Source organism: Nocardiopsis metallicus, assembly GCF_014201115.1.
Taxonomy (GTDB): domain Bacteria; phylum Actinomycetota; class Actinomycetes; order Streptosporangiales; family Streptosporangiaceae; genus Nocardiopsis; species Nocardiopsis metallicus.
In genome coordinates, this window is record NZ_JACHDO010000001.1 from 3870291 (window position 1) to 3889350 (window position 19060).

The 19060-nt window shown below is 64.1% G+C and carries 15 protein-coding genes, 1 tRNA gene and 2 pseudogenes; 8 read left to right on the forward strand and 10 right to left on the reverse strand.

Features of this window, described 5'->3' with window-relative positions; all coding sequences use genetic code 11:
* Window positions 1-46: 46 nt before the first annotated feature.
* Window positions 47-1393, forward strand: a complete 1347-nt coding sequence (locus HNR07_RS16815) for a hypothetical protein (RefSeq protein ID WP_184365805.1) — start codon at window positions 47-49, stop codon at window positions 1391-1393.
* 106 nt (window positions 1394-1499) lie between these two features.
* On the opposite strand, the gene HNR07_RS16820 is transcribed toward HNR07_RS16815, so the two are convergent.
* On the reverse strand, window positions 1500-2807 hold the full coding sequence (locus tag HNR07_RS16820) for a nucleotide-binding domain-containing protein (RefSeq protein WP_184365806.1): 1308 nt from the start codon (window positions 2805-2807) through the stop codon (window positions 1500-1502).
* Window positions 2804-3436, reverse strand: a complete 633-nt coding sequence (locus HNR07_RS16825; RefSeq protein ID WP_254418086.1) for an SLATT domain-containing protein — start codon at window positions 3434-3436, stop codon at window positions 2804-2806. Before HNR07_RS16825 ends, HNR07_RS16820 begins: the two co-directional genes overlap by 4 nt.
* 488 nt (window positions 3437-3924) lie before the next feature.
* Here HNR07_RS16825 and HNR07_RS16830 point away from each other — a divergent pair, with 488 nt between their 5' ends.
* On the forward strand, window positions 3925-4704 hold the full coding sequence (locus HNR07_RS16830) for a HEPN domain-containing protein (RefSeq protein WP_184365807.1): 780 nt from the start codon (window positions 3925-3927) through the stop codon (window positions 4702-4704).
* Between the two features lie 431 nt (window positions 4705-5135).
* Window positions 5136-5762 (forward strand): hypothetical protein, encoded by a 627-nt coding sequence (locus tag HNR07_RS16835; RefSeq protein ID WP_184365808.1) that lies wholly within the window; start codon window positions 5136-5138, stop codon window positions 5760-5762.
* 306 nt (window positions 5763-6068) lie between these two features.
* Here HNR07_RS16835 and HNR07_RS16840 read toward each other — a convergent pair whose 3' ends face one another.
* Window positions 6069-7055, reverse strand: coding sequence for a hypothetical protein (locus HNR07_RS16840; RefSeq protein WP_184365809.1), 987 nt, complete (start codon window positions 7053-7055; stop codon window positions 6069-6071).
* 214 nt (window positions 7056-7269) lie between these two features.
* Here HNR07_RS16840 and HNR07_RS16845 point away from each other — a divergent pair.
* Together HNR07_RS16845 and HNR07_RS16850 are read left to right on the forward strand one after the other, a co-directional pair.
* Window positions 7270-7350, forward strand: a tRNA-Arg gene (locus HNR07_RS16845).
* Between the two features lie 559 nt (window positions 7351-7909).
* The gene (locus tag HNR07_RS16850; protein WP_184365810.1) at window positions 7910-9175 is read left to right on the forward strand and encodes a hypothetical protein; all 1266 of its coding nucleotides are present in this window, start codon (window positions 7910-7912) and stop codon (window positions 9173-9175) included.
* On the opposite strand, the gene HNR07_RS16855 is transcribed toward HNR07_RS16850, so the two are convergent.
* From HNR07_RS16855 to HNR07_RS36130, 5 genes and pseudogenes are all read right to left on the reverse strand, one after another.
* On the reverse strand, window positions 9164-10297 hold the full coding sequence (locus tag HNR07_RS16855; RefSeq protein ID WP_221318711.1) for an ISAs1 family transposase: 1134 nt from the start codon (window positions 10295-10297) through the stop codon (window positions 9164-9166). The two genes, HNR07_RS16850 and HNR07_RS16855, sit on opposite strands and share 12 nt — an antisense overlap.
* A 328-nt stretch (window positions 10298-10625) precedes the next feature.
* Complete coding sequence (locus HNR07_RS16860; RefSeq protein ID WP_184365811.1) at window positions 10626-10814, reverse strand: hypothetical protein; 189 nt, start codon at window positions 10812-10814, stop codon at window positions 10626-10628.
* A 182-nt stretch (window positions 10815-10996) separates the two neighbouring features.
* Window positions 10997-11509 (reverse strand): annotated as a pseudogene (locus HNR07_RS34990) (transposase); the annotation flags it as partial.
* A 55-nt stretch (window positions 11510-11564) separates the two neighbouring features.
* Window positions 11565-11756, reverse strand: a complete 192-nt coding sequence (locus HNR07_RS36125) for a helix-turn-helix domain-containing protein (RefSeq protein WP_184372152.1) — start codon at window positions 11754-11756, stop codon at window positions 11565-11567.
* 160 nt (window positions 11757-11916) lie between these two features.
* Window positions 11917-12060 (reverse strand): annotated as a pseudogene (locus HNR07_RS36130) (helix-turn-helix domain-containing protein); the annotation flags it as partial.
* A 1008-nt stretch (window positions 12061-13068) separates the two neighbouring features.
* Here HNR07_RS36130 and HNR07_RS16880 point away from each other — a divergent pair.
* The 3 genes from HNR07_RS16880 (at window position 13069) to HNR07_RS16890 (ending at window position 15799) form a co-directional block, all read left to right on the forward strand.
* Window positions 13069-13914, forward strand: coding sequence for a hypothetical protein (locus tag HNR07_RS16880; protein WP_184365812.1), 846 nt, complete (start codon window positions 13069-13071; stop codon window positions 13912-13914).
* 389 nt (window positions 13915-14303) lie between these two features.
* On the forward strand, window positions 14304-15422 hold the full coding sequence (locus HNR07_RS16885; RefSeq protein ID WP_184365813.1) for a hypothetical protein: 1119 nt from the start codon (window positions 14304-14306) through the stop codon (window positions 15420-15422).
* 38 nt (window positions 15423-15460) lie between these two features.
* Entirely contained in the window at window positions 15461-15799 is a 339-nt protein-coding gene (locus tag HNR07_RS16890; protein WP_184365814.1) for a hypothetical protein, read from the forward strand.
* Between the two features lie 225 nt (window positions 15800-16024).
* Here HNR07_RS16890 and HNR07_RS16895 read toward each other — a convergent pair whose 3' ends face one another.
* The gene (locus tag HNR07_RS16895; protein ID WP_184365815.1) at window positions 16025-16252 is read right to left on the reverse strand and encodes a transposase; all 228 of its coding nucleotides are present in this window, start codon (window positions 16250-16252) and stop codon (window positions 16025-16027) included.
* Window positions 16253-16481: 229 nt separating this feature from the next.
* Complete coding sequence (locus HNR07_RS16900) at window positions 16482-19046, reverse strand: sensor histidine kinase (RefSeq protein WP_184365816.1); 2565 nt, start codon at window positions 19044-19046, stop codon at window positions 16482-16484.
* Window positions 19047-19060: the final 14 nt, after the last annotated feature.

The following is a 19060-nucleotide window of genomic DNA, read 5'->3' on the forward strand; positions in this document are numbered from 1 at the left end:
CTCGGATTCTCGCTCTGGCAAGTGGCGACAACTGGGAGAATCATTCATGCCTGATGATCAAGCAAGATCGCTCGGCCAAGCGCTGGACACCGACGTCGTCCCTCTCGGTGAGCGGGCCCTGCGGAGCATCCTTGACCACGTGATCGCCGTCGGGGACGAAGCCGAGACGACCTACCTCGAGGTCAAGAGCACGCTCGACATGAACAACAAGGCCTCCGTGGCCAAAATCGCGAAGTTCCTCCTCGGCTCGGCCAACCGGCGTCCAAGCGAAGCAACCCAACACTTCCACGGCTACGCGGTGCTGGTGATCGGCGCGCAGAAGAACGGCGCTGTGGGCGTGCCACGCGGGACTGAGGCCCATGAGCTCGAGGACCGCCTCCGTCCCTACCTCGGGCCTCAGTTCCCGGCCTTCGAGTTCGGCCGACTCGGCGTCGACTCCGCGCACGAGGTCTTGTTCGTCATCGCGCAGCCACCGAAAGACGGCCAGTCAATCTTCCCCTGCCACAAGAGCTTCCAGGGTGATGACCGACGCGACAACCTCGAGGACGGCGCGATCTATGTGCGAGGGACCAGCAACACGCGGCCCGCCCGCTCCGGAGAGGTACTCGCCCTCGTCGAACGCGCCCGCAGTCTTGGGAAGCCGCCGATCAAGCTCGAAGTGGAGATACTCGGCCCGATCTGCAGGGTCGACCAGGTGGAAGAGCTCTTGGAGAGGCTGCTTGACTACCAGGAGGAGCAGTTCAGCAAGCAGTCACAGCCAACGAAGGACCGCATCAGCTCAATCTCGTTCTGGCCAGCGTCGAGCGTCTTCGCCAGCTCAGGTCCGCTGTCGGCCCAGGAACGGGAGAAAGCCCTGGTTGCTTGGCGAAGCAGGAAGGCGGAGCACATCGTGAAGGGTCGCGAGCACTTCCTGGGCGTCGGGCTGCCGGGCGCGGGCATCCGTGTGGTCAGCCACGGCCGGTTCGTCGCAAAGCCACAGATGGTCTTGACTTTCCACGGCTGTGAGTTGCTCGATTACCTAGACCCGGACGATGCCGACTTTAAGGAGGCCGTCGAACCCGTGTTGCGAACGCAGGATCCTTTCCAGCCCAATGTCAACTACTCCGTGCTCCGGCCCGCCTCGCGCGGCTACCCCGTGGCCTGGAGCAATCGCGGCGAGAACGCCGAAGTCGTCCTCACGCCGGAGTCGTTCCGCCCGAACGTGCCGTGGACGAGCGACCAGGACGACTACGTGATCCTCTCGAGGGATCCTCACGCCAGTTCGGTAGAGGTCTCCTGGGCCCTCACCGAGGACGACAACGACGCCGTGACCTGTGGCGAACTCCGAGTGCCTACCAGGGAAATCGGCGACGCTGCCGACCTGTTCAAGTCAGTGTTCCTGAGCAAGGGTTGAGGACACTTCGCGGAGTCGCTTGCGATTCCGCCTGCCAAAAACCGTGTTCTGAGAACGAGGCCTCCGCAGGGTCGCGAAGGCCTCGTCGGGCACCAGGATTGGGCACCTACGAAACATTCGTCGGCTTAACGCTGGTGTTACTAATCGGGACGTCGATGCGGTCGCGAGCGACGACGACACCATCCTTGACGACGTAGCACTCAACGACATGCTCACCCTTGAAGTCGGAGTGTTCGAGGCAAACGCCCGGCTTGCTCGACCCGACGATCTGACCACGGACCATGTTCCGACGCTCAGCCTCAGGCCCTCGATTGAGCACCTTCCACTTCAGCTCGTACGGCTGCGCGATGGTGCAACTGGTGACCGAGAACTTCAGGCCCTTGTTGGCCTTGAGCAGCACTCCCGTGCGCAGCATCTCCCTCAGCTGAGTCGGTCGCCAGCCGTTCTGCGTGACATCGCAGTCGATCAGGACCGTCCCCGAGATGTCGATGGGGTACCAGTCCTCGATGAACTCCTCGGTGTCCCGGTACGACTTGGCTCCCTCGCTGACGGCCAGAAGCACGGACGTCCCGAAGATCTCGCGCCACTTCTTGTTCGCCGCCGCCTTCCCTTCGTTCTCGATCGCATCAAGGCAGCGGCCGTACGCCTTCTTGGCCTTCGGTTGGAACTTCGCTTTCACCTTCACCCACTGCCTGCTGCCCAACGCCAGGTAGCGGTCCTGCTCCGGCTCGTCCTTGAGGAACGCGAAGAAGTCGCGGACCATGAGGTCGAACGAGCCCGTCCCCGCCAAGTCGTAGTCATCGGTCTGCGCGAAGAAATTGTGCACCAGGGTGTCGATGAGCAGACCGCCCATGTTCACACCGTTCGCGTTCTTCCATGCCCGTGCCATCCGCGCCAAGTGACGCATGTTCGTCGACGTGCGATCGTTGCACTCCTTGGTCGTGGCAATCTCCTTGCGCGGCTTGGTGACCTTCCAGTCCTCGGCGACCGTGTCCGGATAGTCGAAGCTGCCATCCGAGTTCTTGAACGCTGGCTGAACCTCGAACTTGAAGGCGTTGCTCTTGAACTGCACCCGCACGACGCACTGATCGACGCGGATCTCGGTGTCCGTGTAGCGCGCTTTGAGGTCGTCCCGGACGCGCTCGAGTATCCGGCGTGGACCGGTGTCGCTGCTGTAGTTCGAGCGGACCCCTGGCGGGAGAATGAAGATCATGTCGAGGTCAGACACGCCCTTGATGGCCGTGTGCCGACCGAACGAGCCGACCATGAGCTTGTAGTCGGTGCAGCCTTCCTTGGAACGGAAGTCCTTGTTGAGCGCCTTGGTGATCTCATCCCGGCGGGATGCGATCACGGTCGCTGTCTCGCCCACTTTGAGGGCCTCGAGCAGGGCGTCGAAGATCTCGGACGTCTTCATGACCGGCCCTCACCCTCATCGAGTCGGAGCGTATCGGGAAGCAAGAGATCGATCTCGCGGGTCGTGAACGTCATCTCTTCGTTGTTTTTCAGTCCGTCCTGGGCGCGCGCGAAGGCCTTGGTACTGGTCCTGGGCGCGTTGGCGTACGCGTCGCGCGTGGCCTGCTGGAGTTCGTTACGGCGCTCCCTGGCCTCCGCGTCACAGACGGCATTGGACATCAGGTCAGCGATGAGCGAAATGTAGGACTCGCGGACGTCCCACAGCCGCGAGGCTATGTCGCGGTGGGCGTTAGACTCCTCTTCGAATTTGAAGGTCTTCGCGCCGAGGCTCATCCAGGTCACGAGCAACGCGATGGACGATGTCGCGAGAGTGGTCAGGACCGGGTTGCCCAACAGGCCGACGACGGCGGCCAGGAAGGTGCCGGAACTGATCGCCGTGAGGGCGATGAGCACGCCCTGCTGCCACCGGTGCTTGTTGAAGCAGATGTCCGCCTGCTTCTCATGGGTCTTGTGGCTATACACCACCCGCCCGAAGGACTCGCGCACCTGCGCCAGCAGGTACGCGTCTCGGTCGGGTACCGCTCTTCGCTCGTCAGCCAATCCGCTCCGATCCTCGTCGTCCAGGAGCACGCTTTCGCTTTGGAACCCCCGGTCTCCGCCTCCCGAAAGGGCAGCCACCGTTGATGATCGCCGCGCACCCTCCAAGTATGGGCGAGCCCAATGACAGACGAACGTTGCGGCAGGGTCGAACCGCCATGGTCCACCAAGCCCTCACGGTTCAGCTCACGAAGGATCCGGCGCTTGGAGGCCGAGAACGACAACGCGCGCAGCCTCGTCTGGGCCGCGGTGCCCAAGGCAATCGTGCTCCGGCCGCTCATCTCCTGTGCGGTCGGCAACGATGCACCACGCCGACTGGGCAACGGCTCCAACGGCATCCGGGTCTCGTGGGTGGCGGGAGGCAATCCCGGTACGTGCCGCAGTCTCCAACAACCCCAGTACAAGACACGAACCTAGGTGGGTCGGGCTGCCTATATCGTGAGCCCCGCAAAGCAGGTTGCATGCTCCTTCCAGCTTGATCTTTACGGTCAAACCTGGCCCAAACAGGGCATGAAGCACTCATGGGAGGAACTAAGAAACCGACAGCCCGCGAGGCATTCGACCTCAACATGGACGACGCGAAGATCCTGGTGGAGCTCGCAGAGATGCTGACTAACCAGCGCCGCAGAAGGATGAGGACTGAGAAGCGTAAGAGGGTCGGCGAGGCGTTGCGGTACTCCCAGAAGGAGTGGGACGAGTTCGAATGCCTTGAGAGCGACAGCGCCTTCATCGTCTTCAAGCCTGGTTACGCCCACTGGCGAGAACGCCTTGATGAGAGGAACCTCCGACCGCTTCTACGGCAGGCCATCGTCGCAGCCTGCGCGGCAGTGGAAACCTTCTGCGCCGACCGAGTTATGGAGCGTCTTTCCGGCGCCCTGAAGCTCAAACCGCCACCCCCAAGGCTCCTGGAACTGTCGATGACGGTGGCGGACTACCTCCGCATCGATGAGCAATACGAGAGAACGCAGTGGGGGCTCAGACAACTCATCGAGCTTGAGGTGCGAGAGAAAGCCAGTACCGCCCCGTCCCAGGTGGGTGCGTTGTTCGCCCTCGTAGGGGAAAAGGGTCTACTGGCGAAAGTCGATGGGAAACGAGGCCTCGCTAAAACTTCCACACATCAGAGCTTGGAGGAGATCACAGAACGGCGCAATCGCATCGCCCACCAAGGTGATCGTGTAGGCCACGGAAGGGCGACCATCTCAGTCCAAGAGGTACGTCAAGACCTGGGATGCCTGGTGTCGATCGTGAACGCACTGGACCAACTTACGAAGGCGCCGAATAAGACCACGCCAAGCAAATGACTGCTAATCCAACGGTCGCAGGTTCGAATCCTGCCGGGTGTGCCACAAAATTCCAGGCCACAGCTTTAGAAGATCGAGGTCACGCGGAGCTGTCCTGCTGGTGGATCCATGGTGAGAACGAGGTGGGTCGGAGTCTTCCACCCCTGCCTCGTCCCTACCCGTGCCTGCAGGGTCTGTCAGAATCCCGAGGCGCCAGCCACGAAGACCAGTCAGTCACGTCCTGTGCGAGGAGTAACAGGCCACTGCTCCGATTGGTACCTGCCGCTCCGAGCTCAGCGGAGTCCCGGTCAGTGAGTGACAGAAGGCAGCCCAATCATCTGTCTACAATATCGAACAAGCGAAACCACGACTCGCCGACAATCCATCCCCCGGCAGGACGACGCCGTGGGATGATCAAAAACACGAAACCTCGCATCTGAACGGAGTCGTCCATGATCGCAAAGCAACCTGATCCCTCATGGTTGGTCAATGTCGAGCTGAACGTTGGCGAACCCACCTATCTGAACGCCGCCGAGATGATCTACGGTGAAGACGCCGAGCACTGGTGGAAAGAGCTCGGCGATCTCCTGTACGGCCGCCCAGGATGGTACTGCGAGATCACAAACTCAGACACAGGGATGGAGATGATGTGGTCCTTCGGCGCGCTCAGGGCCTCGCTGTTCAACATCTCTTTTGATGGCGATCGGGACTATGCGCTGTTCGACTGGGAAGCAGACTCTACGGAACGGTTCTCAACCATCAACGAGCTACGCGCGTGGCTGGATGTTAACGAGGAGCGTCATACGGATCATCCACGCAATCTCCATGACCTCGTGGCTGCATCCGATTGGAGTGTACTCAAGACAGTTGGCTTCGACATAGACGTGATCTTTGACGGCGAAACATGGATCGCCACGGTCCGCAGGCTCCCCGTCACGATGAGCACTGCCGACTCTCTCTCGAACGTCGTGTCACGTGCGCGTGACGCGATAACTCATGTGTTCGACGCTCCACCGGAAGTCGCCCAAGACATCCAAGTACGAGTACACCTCGACCACACAGCCGCCGCTATGCTCTAATGCCGACTGCTGTGACTCGCCCGGAATCAGACCCGATCTCCCACACCAGTTCGGCAAAGCTCCATAATGGGCCGAAGCCGCTCTGCATGACCTGAGAATCGAAGTTCTGGTCATCGATGTATCCGAGCATGTGCGCGCTCGCCTGCGCCGAGCCCAGCACCGGCAACGCAGATAAGCCCCTGCATCAGTCCTAGGCGGATTCCCCTCTGGCGGGGCAGGCCCTACTGCCCGCGTGAAGGCAGGAGGTCACCGTCAGCCCGCGCGTCGCACGGCACCACACCAACTCTCCTGGCCGATGCGGAAAACTCAGGAGACATCCAGATCGCTGGTCGTTCGGACTCCGGATCTGCGCAGAGCAGCCAGGGACACATACCTCTGGCCCATCGTCCACGCCCACGAGCGCCCGGAGGCAGCCACCGTGTCGTTGACCAACGGCACCTCCAACACCACGGTCTCGGGATCCTCCGGTCCGGAGAGCAAGAACACCATGTACTCCTGGCCCTCCTCCCGGACCCCGCTCTCCAGCAAGGAGCGGATCAGGTCTGCGATTCGGGCGTCCCGCCCGCCGCTGTCCTCCCGCTGCTGTGCTTCCTCAGGGGTGAAGGGCACGTGGTCCTGGCGGGTGAGGATGCGGGCCAGGTGGGGTTGGATGGCCTGCTGGGCGTAGAAGCCCATGTGGGTCAGCCCTTCACGGAAGGCCCGGCCGGGCTGGCAGATGTAGGCCGCAGATTCCAGGTACTCGGGGTAGGCCTGGCTAGCGGCCACGACCACCACCTCATCGCAGGTGAGCAGGCCGTCGTTGTCGAACAGCGCCTGCAGCTCGCGCAGCAGGAAACGGTCGCGTTCGGCGGGGGCGAGGAAGGCATCGTCCACTACGGCGGTGATGGCGTCGTCCAGGGCGGCGAAGTTGAACCACACCACGCGCCGGTCCCGCACAACCTCCACGGCGGCGGGCCGTTCAGGGTCAGGGGTGAGCACGAACAGGTACCGGCCCGGCCCTTCTTCCAGGTTCTCCACGTGGCCACGGAGCTGCCGCGCATCAACCGTGCCGCGGACGGTCTTGACCTCGAGCAGATAGGTGAAGTCCGCAGAAATCCGTGCGTCGGGGACCGATCCCTTGCCGGCCTTGGGCTGGTTGGTGAAGGTGACCGTCTCCAGGGTGGCCTCGCCCGAGGCCTTGGCCAGGATCTCCTCAACCAGGGACAGGCCGATCCGTTCGAAGACCGCCAGCATCGACGAGGTGACCCGGTTCTCACTTTGCCGGTAGGTGGAGAACAGCGGTGTGGACGACACTGCATCAGCCTCCGACGAGCATGGGTGGACCTGGCTGTCTCACCAGCAGACCAAGGTGGCTCCGGATATGCAAGGACCTTGCGAGACCCCATCGGATGCCAACCGCCAGTGATGTGTGCTCCGTTTGTGCTCCGCAGTTTTGGACCGGGGCGTCAGAGGGTGGCATCCCTTGACACGAAACGACAGTAGTGTTCGGATGGATTGGGACGAAACGGCATTCCGTGGCACGTACGGGCACGAAAGCATCGGACTTCTAATCCGACGGTCGCAGGTTCGAATCCTGCCGGGTGCGCCATAAAACCCCAGGTCAGACGGGGTTCGCGAGGACCTCGGAAGAGGCCCTCGCGGTGTTTTCGGGGCTTGTGTGCTCCTCGTGTGCTCCCCAGTACGAGGTGAGTGCAGGTGGGCGTCCACCTCCCGGAGCACTTTGCCGTCCCGTGACCCTGGGCACCCCCGTGTCCGCCCGCCAACGCCCCACACTCGCGCTGACAGGCCTTCCCAACGCCCTGGACCCGCGCCCCGCGAACGAACCCGCTCACGGCACCCAGGGCACGGCGATCACAACCATACGATCCCGCTGCAGGACCAGATGAAGATAGACAGAATCGCCGAAATGGGGCCCGAGGTGTCGCATGAGGCGTTCTCCCACACTCTGGATGCAAACATCACTCCTTGACCTGCGATGCTTTACAGAGACACACCAAAGTCATACGGTAATTCCGGCCCACATCCCCCAAACAAGGTGCCGTATGCGCTCTACCCCGAGTCGAGCTCGAACTTGGCTTGACAGCAAGATCGCAGCCTCCATCTCATCACTGCCGCTTGTCCTCTTCTTGATTTCCTCCCCCTCGCCCGTGTCAGCAGAGGAAGAAAACGAAGCCCCTCCTGATCACAGTCTACTGGAGCATGCTGAGGAATACTTCCAAGAGAACCCGCCAAACGCGGACCCCACACCGGTTCCCGACTTCGGGAATGCGGACAAAGTCGTTCCCGCTTGGGCAGAGGGTGAGATCAGCACTGATGAGTTGGTTCGTTACGGATACCTTTCCGTTTACGACCCGGATGAGCTTCCCGACGAGTACGTCCCGGATCAGAGCGCAGATCTGGACGTCTCCTCTTACATGCCTTTCATTCTGAGTCAGGTCGATGAAGCGAGTGAAGAGACTCGGGAATGGGTCCTGGATGAGTTGACACCTGCCGCACCGGAAAGCATGAACCAGGATGAGCTCTCCACGTTGGAATCTGGTAGCGACTGCGGGGAAAGCGAAGAGGTCGCCGATGTCGTCTTCACCTGTGTGACAATCAGTCAAAACTTCATGGTCTGGTACAACATCGGCTTTAGCGATGGCATACCAGGCGAGGACACGAACGGCAACGGCCGCCCCGACGCGATCGACACCATCATCGACTCCCTGGAAGCCGGATACCGAACCTACACGGGTAGAGGGTTCGATCACCCGGACAACGGAGCCACCGGTCGCATCAGTGTGTTCCTCGGGCTTGCCCCCAGGGGGCAGGCCTTTGTATCTCCTGTATCCCTTGGCCCATTGTCCAGCCCGAACCCCATCGCGATGTCCGCGAACCCTGCACAGAGAGCAGATGGTGGTGAGAACAAGGACCGGTACAACTACCTGCCTCGGCATGAGCTCTTCCACGTCTTCCAGTACTATTACATCCCTGATCCCACCGCGGTTCTTCCTTCCGTTAACTGGTGGATGGAGGCAACGGCGGAATGGGCTACCAGAGAAAGCATCCGGTCCGGAGCTGGAGACAGGATGTACGCGGGAACGTTGGGGGATTTCCTCAACCATCCCGGACTCGCACTGAACGCATACGAGGGACTCGGTAGTGGTCGCCAATATGGTTCCTTCATCGTCGCCAGCTACTTCACCGAGGCTGTCTCTCGTAACTTCGTACTCGACACCTGGCGCACCATCAAGGAATCCAGGAATTCGGTTGAGGGTCGAGTGGCACCGATCGAGGCCATCGAACAGGTAGCGGACTTCTACGGCCGTGATCTGAACGACCTGCTTCTCGGTTTCGCCGTTGCCAACTACCGTCTCGACACCCCCTCCGGAGCGACCTTCTTCCTCAGGGCTCCGGCAAAGTCAGGTCTGTAGGAGTCTGAGTGGGCGAGCCTCGTCGCGGATCATGTGACGGTTGGCCTGGGCGATGTTGTCGAACCCGGCTGCTCGCAGCAGTCCGATCGCGGTGTTGCGCAGGGTCGCCATGACCTGGGGAGCGCTGCCCGTGCGCACTTGGGAGCGGTCCTCGTCGTAGGTCACATCCCGCACGTGATGGAGCTTGTTCTCGATCCCCCAGTGCTGGCGCACCCACCCGGACAGCACCAACGCAGGAGCAACGCGGTGGTCGGCCGAGGTGATCAGGTAGACGACCTCCACGCTCTTGCGTTTGGGTGAGCCCTTGGACTTCTTGCGCCAGGTGGTGCGGCGTAGCTGGGCGATCTGAGCGGCGCCTTCGAAGGTGACCCATGCCGGGACCTGGGCGGTCTTGATGGTGCGGGTCTCTTTGCGGCCGTGCCCGGTATCGCGTGTGGTGTGTACGGGCACGTGCTTCCACGGCACCTTCTTGAGCTGGGCGTACAGGTTTTTGTTGTTGGCCTTGACTGTGAAGACGTAGTGGGCGCCCCCGGTCCGGATGGTGGTAGCGGTGTCGGTCTGGGTGTGCATCGCGTCAAGGGTGACGACCGCTCCGTCGATGTCCAGGAGGCCGAGCAGGTCCCGCACGGCGGGAATCTCGTTGCTTTTGGCGTCCACCGCGACCTGGCCCAGGGTGGTGGTGCCGCACAAGGCGGCGACCAGGTGCGGTGCCCGTTCGGTTCCGGTACGGGCACCGCGCAGGGTCTTGCCGTCCAAGGAGATGACCCGCAGCCCGTTGACCACCATCAGGCGGGTGGCGGCCCAAGCGCCCAGCACCTGATCGAGCAGGTCGGCGTCCAAGCGGGCGAAGGTGCGGCGAAAGGTCGCCTCGTCGGCGGCTCCCCGGAGCATGCCCAGGGCGGTGAGGGTGTGGGTGGTGGTCTCGGCGGCCCACTGGCCGATCGCGGTGAACCCTTTGGCTCCGGCCAGGGTCGCGCAGACGGCCACGGCGATCAGCGCGGCCAGGGTGTGGCGTCGTCCGCGGGGTTTGCGTGGGTCGGGCACACCTTGAAGGACCTGGATCAGGTGATCCTGGCGGGAGACGGGCTCGACGATGAGCTCGCCGGGGTGAGACGATGACATTCGCGGGCGTGTTCCTCGGTTGGGCGAAAGCGTGAAGAACTTCCATCCAACCGGGTCGGACACGCCCGCTTCTGCTTGTTCGCCCTACGAAGACGCAGGTCACATCCCTACTGTTTCGTGCCGGATGTGATGGAGGCTCTGGTGTAACGGGAGGCGCTCCCGGCCCACCCCAGCACCAGCACAAAACACCTGCAGCCCTTTGGACTTCAGCCGAGAGCAGACTCAGGCTGTCGGAACCACGGTGTAGCTTTTCCGCACAACCGACCCCCTTGCGCGAAAGAGCCCACCCATGCAGTTCCATACCCCCGGACGGCCCGAAGACCTGCCCTCATTCGACATCCTCTGGGCCCGCGCCGCCGCGCTGGCCGCCCTGGAAGCAGGAGGCAGCGAGAACCAGCACAGTTATGCCGACGCGGTCGTGCACCACGACGATGCGGGCGGCAACGAATGGAGGCTCGCGCGTCTCCAAGACGGACGCGGAGTCCTCGTCGGAGCCGACCACGAGTGTGACGAGCACGTCGACATCGAAGGCTATGACCCCTACGCCGGTCCCGCCTGGCTGCCCTGGACCTGGTTCACCGCGCTGGAGAACAACCGTGAACAGGGGTTCGCCTACTGGTGGGACGGAACAGTCTGGGATCGTATCGACTACCCCGACCTCATTGACAACGACGGCTTGGACCTACTACTGATCTTTGATCATGCGGTTGACGGAAACGGTGAGGGTTCCAAGCCCACCGAGTCGATGAACCCCCGCAGCAGATCGGTGCGTTTGCGCACCAGGCGCAGATGCGCGTTGATCACCTGCTCCAGCTCCTCCAGGCTCCGGAACAGACGGCTTCTGAGCACCCGTTTGAGGTGCGCCCACAGCGTCTCCACCGGGTTGAGTTCGGGCGCGTACCGGGGCAGGAACACCACCCGCACCCAGTCCCGTCCGGCAAGGTGGGCGGTCATCTTCTTCCCGGAGTGGGAGGAGTGGTTGTCCCAGATCAGCACAACCGGACCTTGGAGCCCCCGGTGCAGACGGTCCAGCAGGGCGGGCAGCACCGCGGCGGTGATGGAGGAGCGGGTGCGCACCGTGTGGAACAGCTTCACCGCCCCGGTGGCGGGGTGCACGCACAGCCAGCCGACGGTGTTGGCCCGTTCCCGCCGGCCCCGTCGGGTGGCCACCAGCGGTGTGCGCCCCCTGCGGCCCCAGGTGCGACGGGTGGGCGGGGACGTGCTCGCACCGCACTCATCGGCGAAGACGACCCACGCACCACGGGTTTCAGCGTCCTCTTTTGGCCCGGGGCCACACTTGGGTGCGCCACCGGTCGACCTCTTCCTCGTCGCGTTCGGCGGCCCGCGTCGCGGGCACCTGGTGGGAGAAGCCCATCCGCTGCAGTAGTCGCCACACCCCGGAGGGGTCGGCGTAGGCGACGTGGAAGCGTTCGTTGATGAGGTGGTTGACCCGGTCCAGGGTCCAGGGTCCAGGACTGGTCGGGCCATCCGTGTTCGGTGGGGCTGGAGTCGAGCAGGGCGGCCAGGGCCCGCTCCTGCTCGCTGTTCAGGAAGGGTTCGGCGCCGCGGGGGCGGGCGGCCAGCGCGGCGGGGCCCTGGCTCTTCCAGGCGGTGTGCCACTTGTGGACGGCTTGCCTGCTCACGCCGAGCAGGCGGGCGATCGCGGCTTGGGAGAGCTCACCCTGGTCGAACAGCTCCGCGGCGACCAGGCGCCGTTTCTCGTACTCGGCAGGGGTTCGGGGCGAGGAGAGGGGAAGCTCCATGAGCAGGGTTTTCCCAGCTCACTGGGCCGTCAACCCACACATCAAAGATCAGTACTGACCCACCTGTCCACAGCGAAGGAAGCGACCGGGAGAGTTCTGGATTTTCTCGACCTTTACTCCTCCACAGACGAGTGGGAAGAAGGATCAGCCCTCGTACACCGCGTACTCGAACTGGCCGAGCAGGGCACCGGCACCGCAGAGGAATGGCACCTGGCTCTGGATGCGGTCCTGGTCTTCGCCGCACGCCAGGACTCGCAGTACCTGGACAGCGAGGATGACAAGTTCGACGTAGCCGCCGCTCTCGCGGTGGCACGGGCGACCGGCCTGGTCAAGGGTTATGAGGCCGAGGTCAAGCCCGCCGGGAACGGCCGCCCTCAGAGCTGGGTTCCACGCCTGGGATAGGACACTGTTCCCGGACGATCCGGAGCACACGTCGCAGTAGACGAACGGCTGCTCGAGAATCTCGCGAGGTTCCATCGAACGCCGTCGAGGGCCAGTGTGTGCTCCGTTTGTGCTCCGCAGTTTTGGACCGGGACGTCAGCGGGCGGCACGACACGGCACAGAACGACACCCTGATTCGGATGGCGCGGAACACAACGGTACGTAGCGACACGTCACGCTTCTAATCCGACGGTCGCAGGTTCGAATCCTGCCGGGTACGCCACAAAACCCCAGTTCAGGCGGGGTGCGCGAGGGCCTCGGAAGAGATCCTCGCGGCGTTTTCGGGGCTTGTGTGCTCCTCGTGCGCTCCCCGGTACAAGGTGAGTGCAGGTGGGTGAGGACCTCACGGAGCACTTTGCCGGGGCGTGGCCCTGTGGGCCTGAGCTGACCCCGCGTGTACCCACCAAAACCCCCATAAACGCCCCGATGCCCCGGAATCCCGCCAGTGGGGCCCAGACGTGTCATGAACTCACACGCCCCGGTGCAGCCCACCGTAGTCAGGGCTGTCACCCAGCAGTGTTACCGTGCGCTGACACCACACCATCCCCCACGACGAAGGCCCCGACCATGCCCGCCCCCTCAACCAAGCGCGATCAACTCCTCGCCGCGTTTCCCGAGCTCCGCGAGTACGGCACGCCCGCACTCCTTCTTCACCCCCACCTGGGAAACCCCAGCCCTCACGACAGCTCCGTCGGCGGTCTCTTCCTATGGCCCACCGACGAACCCTGGCCCACCTGCCCCCACGGTCACTATGTCTTCGACGCGCCTCCCGAGAACGGTGACGTCTACTACGACGAACCGCTCTTCCTGCAACCGGTCCTTCAACTGTTCGCCCGCGACCTACCCACAGGCCACACCCTCCCCGGGGGAGCCGAACTCCTTCAGGTCCTGTGGTGCCCCAACGACCACCCTGAACCACCCGATGCCGACGGCCATGGCTACGGACCCTGGCTCACCCTGCGCTGGCGACACGACCTCACAGAGCTCACGCCGCTCCCTGAGCAACCCCGATCCCACACGAGTGTCGAGGAATACGCCCTCCCACCCTGTGTCCTGGCCATCGAGGAGATTACCGACTACCCCTGCGAGGCCCTGCTGCCCGAGGATCTCGCCGGTCGCATCGAGGAATGGGAAGACGACGCCCCACAGACCGGGCACGTGGCCCCCAAACCAAGCTACGTCGACGAACTCGGCCCCCGAGAAGGAATGAAGTTCACCGGCCACCAACCATGGGGTTTGACCGACCCTTTCCCGGTGGAATGTGACTGCGGCACCTCCATGGAGCTCCTGTTCCAGATCGACAGCATGGAACCGGGCGGGCTGGACAACCTCATCATCAGCCGCGGCTACTCCCTCGGGCTCCATTACTGCCCCACCTCACCGGAACACCCCCACCACACCGTCATGCAATAGCCCAGATCAAGCCACCGAGACGGCCTGAGGCCTCCGTGTTGAGAGCGAGTAAGGCGGACGCTCGTGACGGAACCAGGCCTTTGCGGTGAGCTCTGCGGTGTTCTTCTCTCTTGGAAGACAGCGAATCCCGGCATGAGAGGCCCCTGCGGAACCGCTGACCTCACAAGGGCTGTAGATTCTGCAGCAGCCAGCAACAGTTCCATGAAGCCATATATGGCCATCTCATCTCGTAACGCCGCAGGCAGCAGAACTACCCCGGGTTTCTCCGCGATCCCGGCAATGGTCAGAGCGTCGGAGTTTGCGGGTTCACGGACAACACGCGAGAGCTCCGGGGCACTGATGTCATCTAGCCCCTTCCACGGGCCGAACAACAAACCGAAGGACACACCTTGACCGGAGAGAAAGTGACGCGGACGCGAATCGCCCCCGTCTTTCTTACCGCCGTGCTGGCACTGACCGCTTGCAGCTCCGAAGGGGGCCAGGCCACACCCGGGGAGGCATCGCAGGCCGATGCCGAGCTAAAGGAGCCCGGAGTCCCGGCAGAGGAACTGTCCGGTTTGTTGGTGCACCACAAGGGGGCGAGGGGGGTCTTCCTCACCTTTCACGACGTAGAGGACGGAACCCAGAGAAGCCTGATCGACCTCACCGACCTGGCTCTGGATGAGACATCCAGCGTGGGAATCGAGGCCTTCTGGCACAAGTTCTCCTTCTCCCCCGACTTCGAATTCGCCGCCTACGAGCACGACGGTGAGCTCCGCTTCGGTGAGCTCAACGCCGAGACCTACTCGTATGACTGGACCGGGCTCGTGGAACCAGAGGAGTCGGCCACGTTCAGCGGCGGGGCGATCGAGTACCTCTCCCCCCAGTTCTCCCCTGACGGCAGCCAACTCTGGTTCGAGGAACAGCTTGAGAACAGTGAGGAGGACTCACGCGTTCTCTCTGTCGATGTCACAGATCCGGAAGGGGAGGCCGAGCACAAGGGCGACGCCCCACGGGGTGTCGAGACCATTCACCGAGTCGACTCACGGGTGTTGAGCGGACAGGGAAACTATCGGGGCCCGGACAACGTGTACGCGATTACCCCAGATAACCAGTTGGAAGTACTGGAGAGGGTCCGCGACGAGGGGACAGGGCTGGACTACTTCGCCGGAGACACCATTGGTGTGGTCCCCTGGGACTTCGTCGATGGGACACCCGGCCAGTTCTTCGGACCGATCGGCTTCGACCGCAGCACCTTCACCGAACTGCACTCGCTCTCGGTCTCTGATGACGGGACCGTCTCCGATGAGGGGATCGCCCTCGAAGCCACTGGCAACAGCATCAGCCGCATGTGGGCCGACAAGGAACTCGACCGCCTGATCCTGCTGGCTGGTAGCTCCTACTTCGCCTACACACCCGGTTCAGACAACGAACCGGTAGCGCTCTTCGACAACCTCACGTATGAGGAAGAACCCGAAGGTACTTTTCAAACCGAGGTCCTCGGTGTCTACCCGGCCCACAACGGCTAGGCATGGGAGATCAACGAGGCAGCGCCACACGGCATGACATGGCACAGGACGACACCTGCCACCACCAGGCGATCCTGGTCCTGCGCTACTTCCGCGACCGTACCGACCCCGAGCGGCTGGGGGTCGACAACAACATCCCCCGAGCCACCGCTTACCGCTACATCGATGAGGCCACCGCGGTCCTCGCTGACCAGGCACCCGACCTGCACCAGGCCCTCCAGCCCGCGGAGGACGAAGAACTGGAGCACCTGATCTTGGACGGCTCGGCCATCGCAACCGATCGCTGCTCGGAGAAGACCGTCAGCGCGAAAGGTAAAGAGGCCGACGTGTGGTATTCGGGCGAGGCACACCACCAGAGAGCTCGTTCAAGTTCCTGAAGGGTCGGGTTCGTAACTGACCCCGAAGAACGGCAGTGCTCGTTCGGGTAGGTCCCGGATCGCGCGGGTGGTCTTGGCGATGTTGTCCGCCCGCAGAGTGTGGAGCACACCGTTGGCCAGGTTCCTCAAGGTCGCCAACGCTCGGGGAGCGCTACCGGTGTGGACGGTGCAGGCGTCCTCGGCGAAGGTGACATCGCGGATGCGATGGCCGGAGTTCTCGATCGCTCACTGACCCCGCAGGTAAGCGGCCAGCTCGGCCGGTGTGGCCTGGTGGGCGTCCAGGCTGATCAGGCCCGGAGCCAGACCTCGGTCAAGGCGGTCCTGACGCCGCCAGGCGTAGATCGTCTCGGTGCTGATATCCAGATCGCGTGCCACGTCCGCGACGCTGCGTCCGGATTGGACCAGGTCCAAGACCTCGCGCCGGAACTGGGCGGGGTATCCACGACGTCCCACGATGCCCTGCTTCAAGGGTCACGTGGTCCCAGGAACCAAGAATCCGACTCCGAAAAACGCGGGACACACCACCCAACCCGATCCAGACACGACGAACACCCCCACAACCAGTGTCCGACCCAGAACGGGGTAGAGGTGATGTCCCTCTGTCGGCGGGCGGGCGAACTTCAGGTTCGCTCCACAATTCCCGGATGACGGGAAGAGATCGCGGCTTGGAACACTTGGGGGCTCAACTGTCCGTCTCTGAGACCGCATCCACTCGCGGACCCTCCGGTACCTGGAGCACCAACCGCATCGTCAGTCCACCGCCCGGGGTCGAATCGGCCTCCAAGGAGCCGCCCATGGCTTCCGCCAAGCCCTGCGAGAGCGCCAGGCCGAGCCCGAGTCCGCTGTGGTTGTCGGTATCGCCCAACCGCTGGAACGGTACGAACATGCTCTGCCGGTCCTCTTCCGCGACCCCGGGCCCGTGGTCGGCGACCAGAACTTCGATCCGGTCGCCGCTCCAGGACGCCGAGACTTCCGGGGGGCGGTCTGGCGGGCTGAACTTCAGGGCGTTGCCGAGGATGTTGACCAGCACCCGGTCCAGCAGACCCGCATCAGCCACCGCGTCCGGCAGTCCTTCTGGAACCAGCACCCGCACCTGGGACGCAGCGGCCGCGTCCAACTGGTCCAAGGCGGAGAACACGGACTCCCGCAGCTGTAGCGGGCGCGCCGTCACCCCCAGCACCCCGGCCTGGAGTCGGCTCATGTCCAGCAGGTCCGTCACCAGCCGGGTCAGTTGGTCCAGGGACTCGTCCGCCATGGACAGCAGCCCTTCCCGGTCCTGGTCGCTGAAGTGCACCTCGCGGCTGCGCAGACTGGTCACCGCCGCCTTGGCCGAGGCCAACGGTGCCCGGAGGTCGTGACTGACCGCGGACAGCAGGGCGGTGCGCATCCGGTCGGTCTCCGCGAGGGGTCTGGCCGCGGCGGCCTCCCGCTCCAGCCGTTCCTGGCGCAGGGCGATGGCGGCCTGGGCGGCGAAGACCTCGATGATCCTGCGGTCTCCGGCCTCGGGGCGGCGGCCACGCAGTACCAGGGTGAGCTCGTCGTCCACCGGTACCTCGGTGTCCTGCTCCGACGGGGAGAGGGGGTGGTCCTCGCCGGAGGCGGCGACCACCTCCCACCTCCGGTGGTCCTGGCGCTGGTCGGGGCGCGCGGAGAAACCGGGCCTGCGCTGCAGAAGGGCGACCGAGGTCAGGGAGAAGGTCTCCCGCAGGCGCTCCATCAGAGCTTCCAGAGGGCGTGATCCCCGCAGGACGTTGCCCGCGACGGTCGCCAGGACCTGGGCCTCCGCCCCCGCCTGGGCCGCTTCCCTGGTGCGGCGCGCCGCCTGGTCCACCACCACGCTCACCGAAACCGCCACCACCACGAAGCCCGCCAGGGCGAGGACGCTCTGCATGGAGGCGATGGTGAAGGTGAGGTAGGGCTCGGTGTAGAAGAAGTTGAGCACCGCGAAGCCGCTGACCGAGGTCAGCAGCGCCGGCCACATCCCCCCGACCAGGGCGACCACCGTCACCGTGGCGAACACCAGAGCGATCGCACTGCCCAGGAACGCCTCGCTCGTCGGAGTGATGATGCCGAACCCCACGATGAGCAGGGCCAGCAGCGCCACTGCGCAGGCGAGTAGCCTGCGGCGTCGGGAGAGCGCGGCCCGGCGACCCGGGGGCGGCGGTGACCCCGTGTGCTCGTGCGTGACCAGGTGGACGTCGATCGGTCCGGACAGGGCCGTGGTGGCGGCCCCGATGCCGGGGGAGAACATGCGGGCGATCCGGCCGCGGCGGCTGGCGCCCAGGACCAGCTGGGTGGCGTTGACCCCGCGTGCGAACGCGATCAGTGAGCGGGCCACGTCCTCACCCAGGACCTGGTGGTAGGTGCCGCCCAGATGTTCCACCAGGACGCGTTGCCGGGCCAGCAGGGCGGGGTCGGCTCCGGTGAGCCCGTCGCTGCGGGCCACGTGCACGGCCAGCAGGTCCGCGCCCCGGCCGCGTCGGGCGATGCGGGCCGCACGGCGTAGGAGTGTCTCCCCCTCGGCACCGCCGGTGAGCGCGACCACGACCCGTTCCCGGGTCTCCCAGGTGTCGGTCACTCCGTGGTCGCTGCGGTAGTCCTCCAACTCGTCCTCGACCCGCCCTGCCAGCCAGAGCAGGGCAAGCTCCCGCAGGGCGGACAGGTTGCCGCTGCGGAAGTAGTTGCCCAGGGAGGCGTCGATCTTCTCCGGCCGGTAGACGTTGCCGTGCGCGAGCCTCTTGCGCAGGGCCTCCGGGGTCATGTCGACCAGCTCGATCTGCTCGGCGGCGCGCACCCAGGCGTCGGGCACGGTCTCGCGCTGACGGATTCCGGTGATCCGCTCCACGACGTCGTTGAGGGACTCCACGTGCTGGATGTTGAGCGTGGACAGTACGGTGATGCCCGCGTCCAGCAGTGCCTCGATGTCCTGCCAGCGCTTGGCGTTGCCACTGCCGGGGACGTTGCTGTGGGCGAGCTCGTCCACCAGCACCACCTGGGGGCGCCGTTCCAGGACCGCGTCCAGGTCCATCTCCTCGAAGGAACGGCCCCGATGGGTGATCCGGGTGCGTGGGATGACTTCGAGGTCGTCGATCATCGCCTCGGTCATCACCCGCCCGTGGCACTCGACGAACCCCACGACCACGTCCGCGCCGCGGTCACGGCGCCGGTGGGCCTCGTCCAGCATCCGGTAGGTCTTGCCCACCCCGGGCGCCGCCCCCAGGTAGACCCGCAAGTTTCCACGTGTCACAGCAGTTCCTCCTC

Bases quoted from the DNA above. Each gene is read 5' to 3' on its own strand.
- HNR07_RS16835 (WP_184365808.1), top strand. From the start codon at position 5,136: ATGATCGCAAAGCAACCTGATCCCTCATGGTTGGTCAATGTCGAGCTG.
- HNR07_RS16855 (WP_221318711.1), bottom strand. From the start codon at position 10,297: ATGTCATCGTCTCACCCCGGCGAGCTCATCGTCGAGCCCGTCTCCCGC.
- HNR07_RS16890 (WP_184365814.1), top strand. From the start codon at position 15,461: ATGGCACAGGACGACACCTGCCACCACCAGGCGATCCTGGTCCTGCGC.
- HNR07_RS16880 (WP_184365812.1), top strand. From the start codon at position 13,069: ATGCCCGCCCCCTCAACCAAGCGCGATCAACTCCTCGCCGCGTTTCCC.
- HNR07_RS16820 (WP_184365806.1), bottom strand. From the start codon at position 2,807: ATGAAGACGTCCGAGATCTTCGACGCCCTGCTCGAGGCCCTCAAAGTG.
- HNR07_RS16830 (WP_184365807.1), top strand. From the start codon at position 3,925: ATGGGAGGAACTAAGAAACCGACAGCCCGCGAGGCATTCGACCTCAAC.
- HNR07_RS16815 (WP_184365805.1), top strand. From the start codon at position 47: ATGCCTGATGATCAAGCAAGATCGCTCGGCCAAGCGCTGGACACCGAC.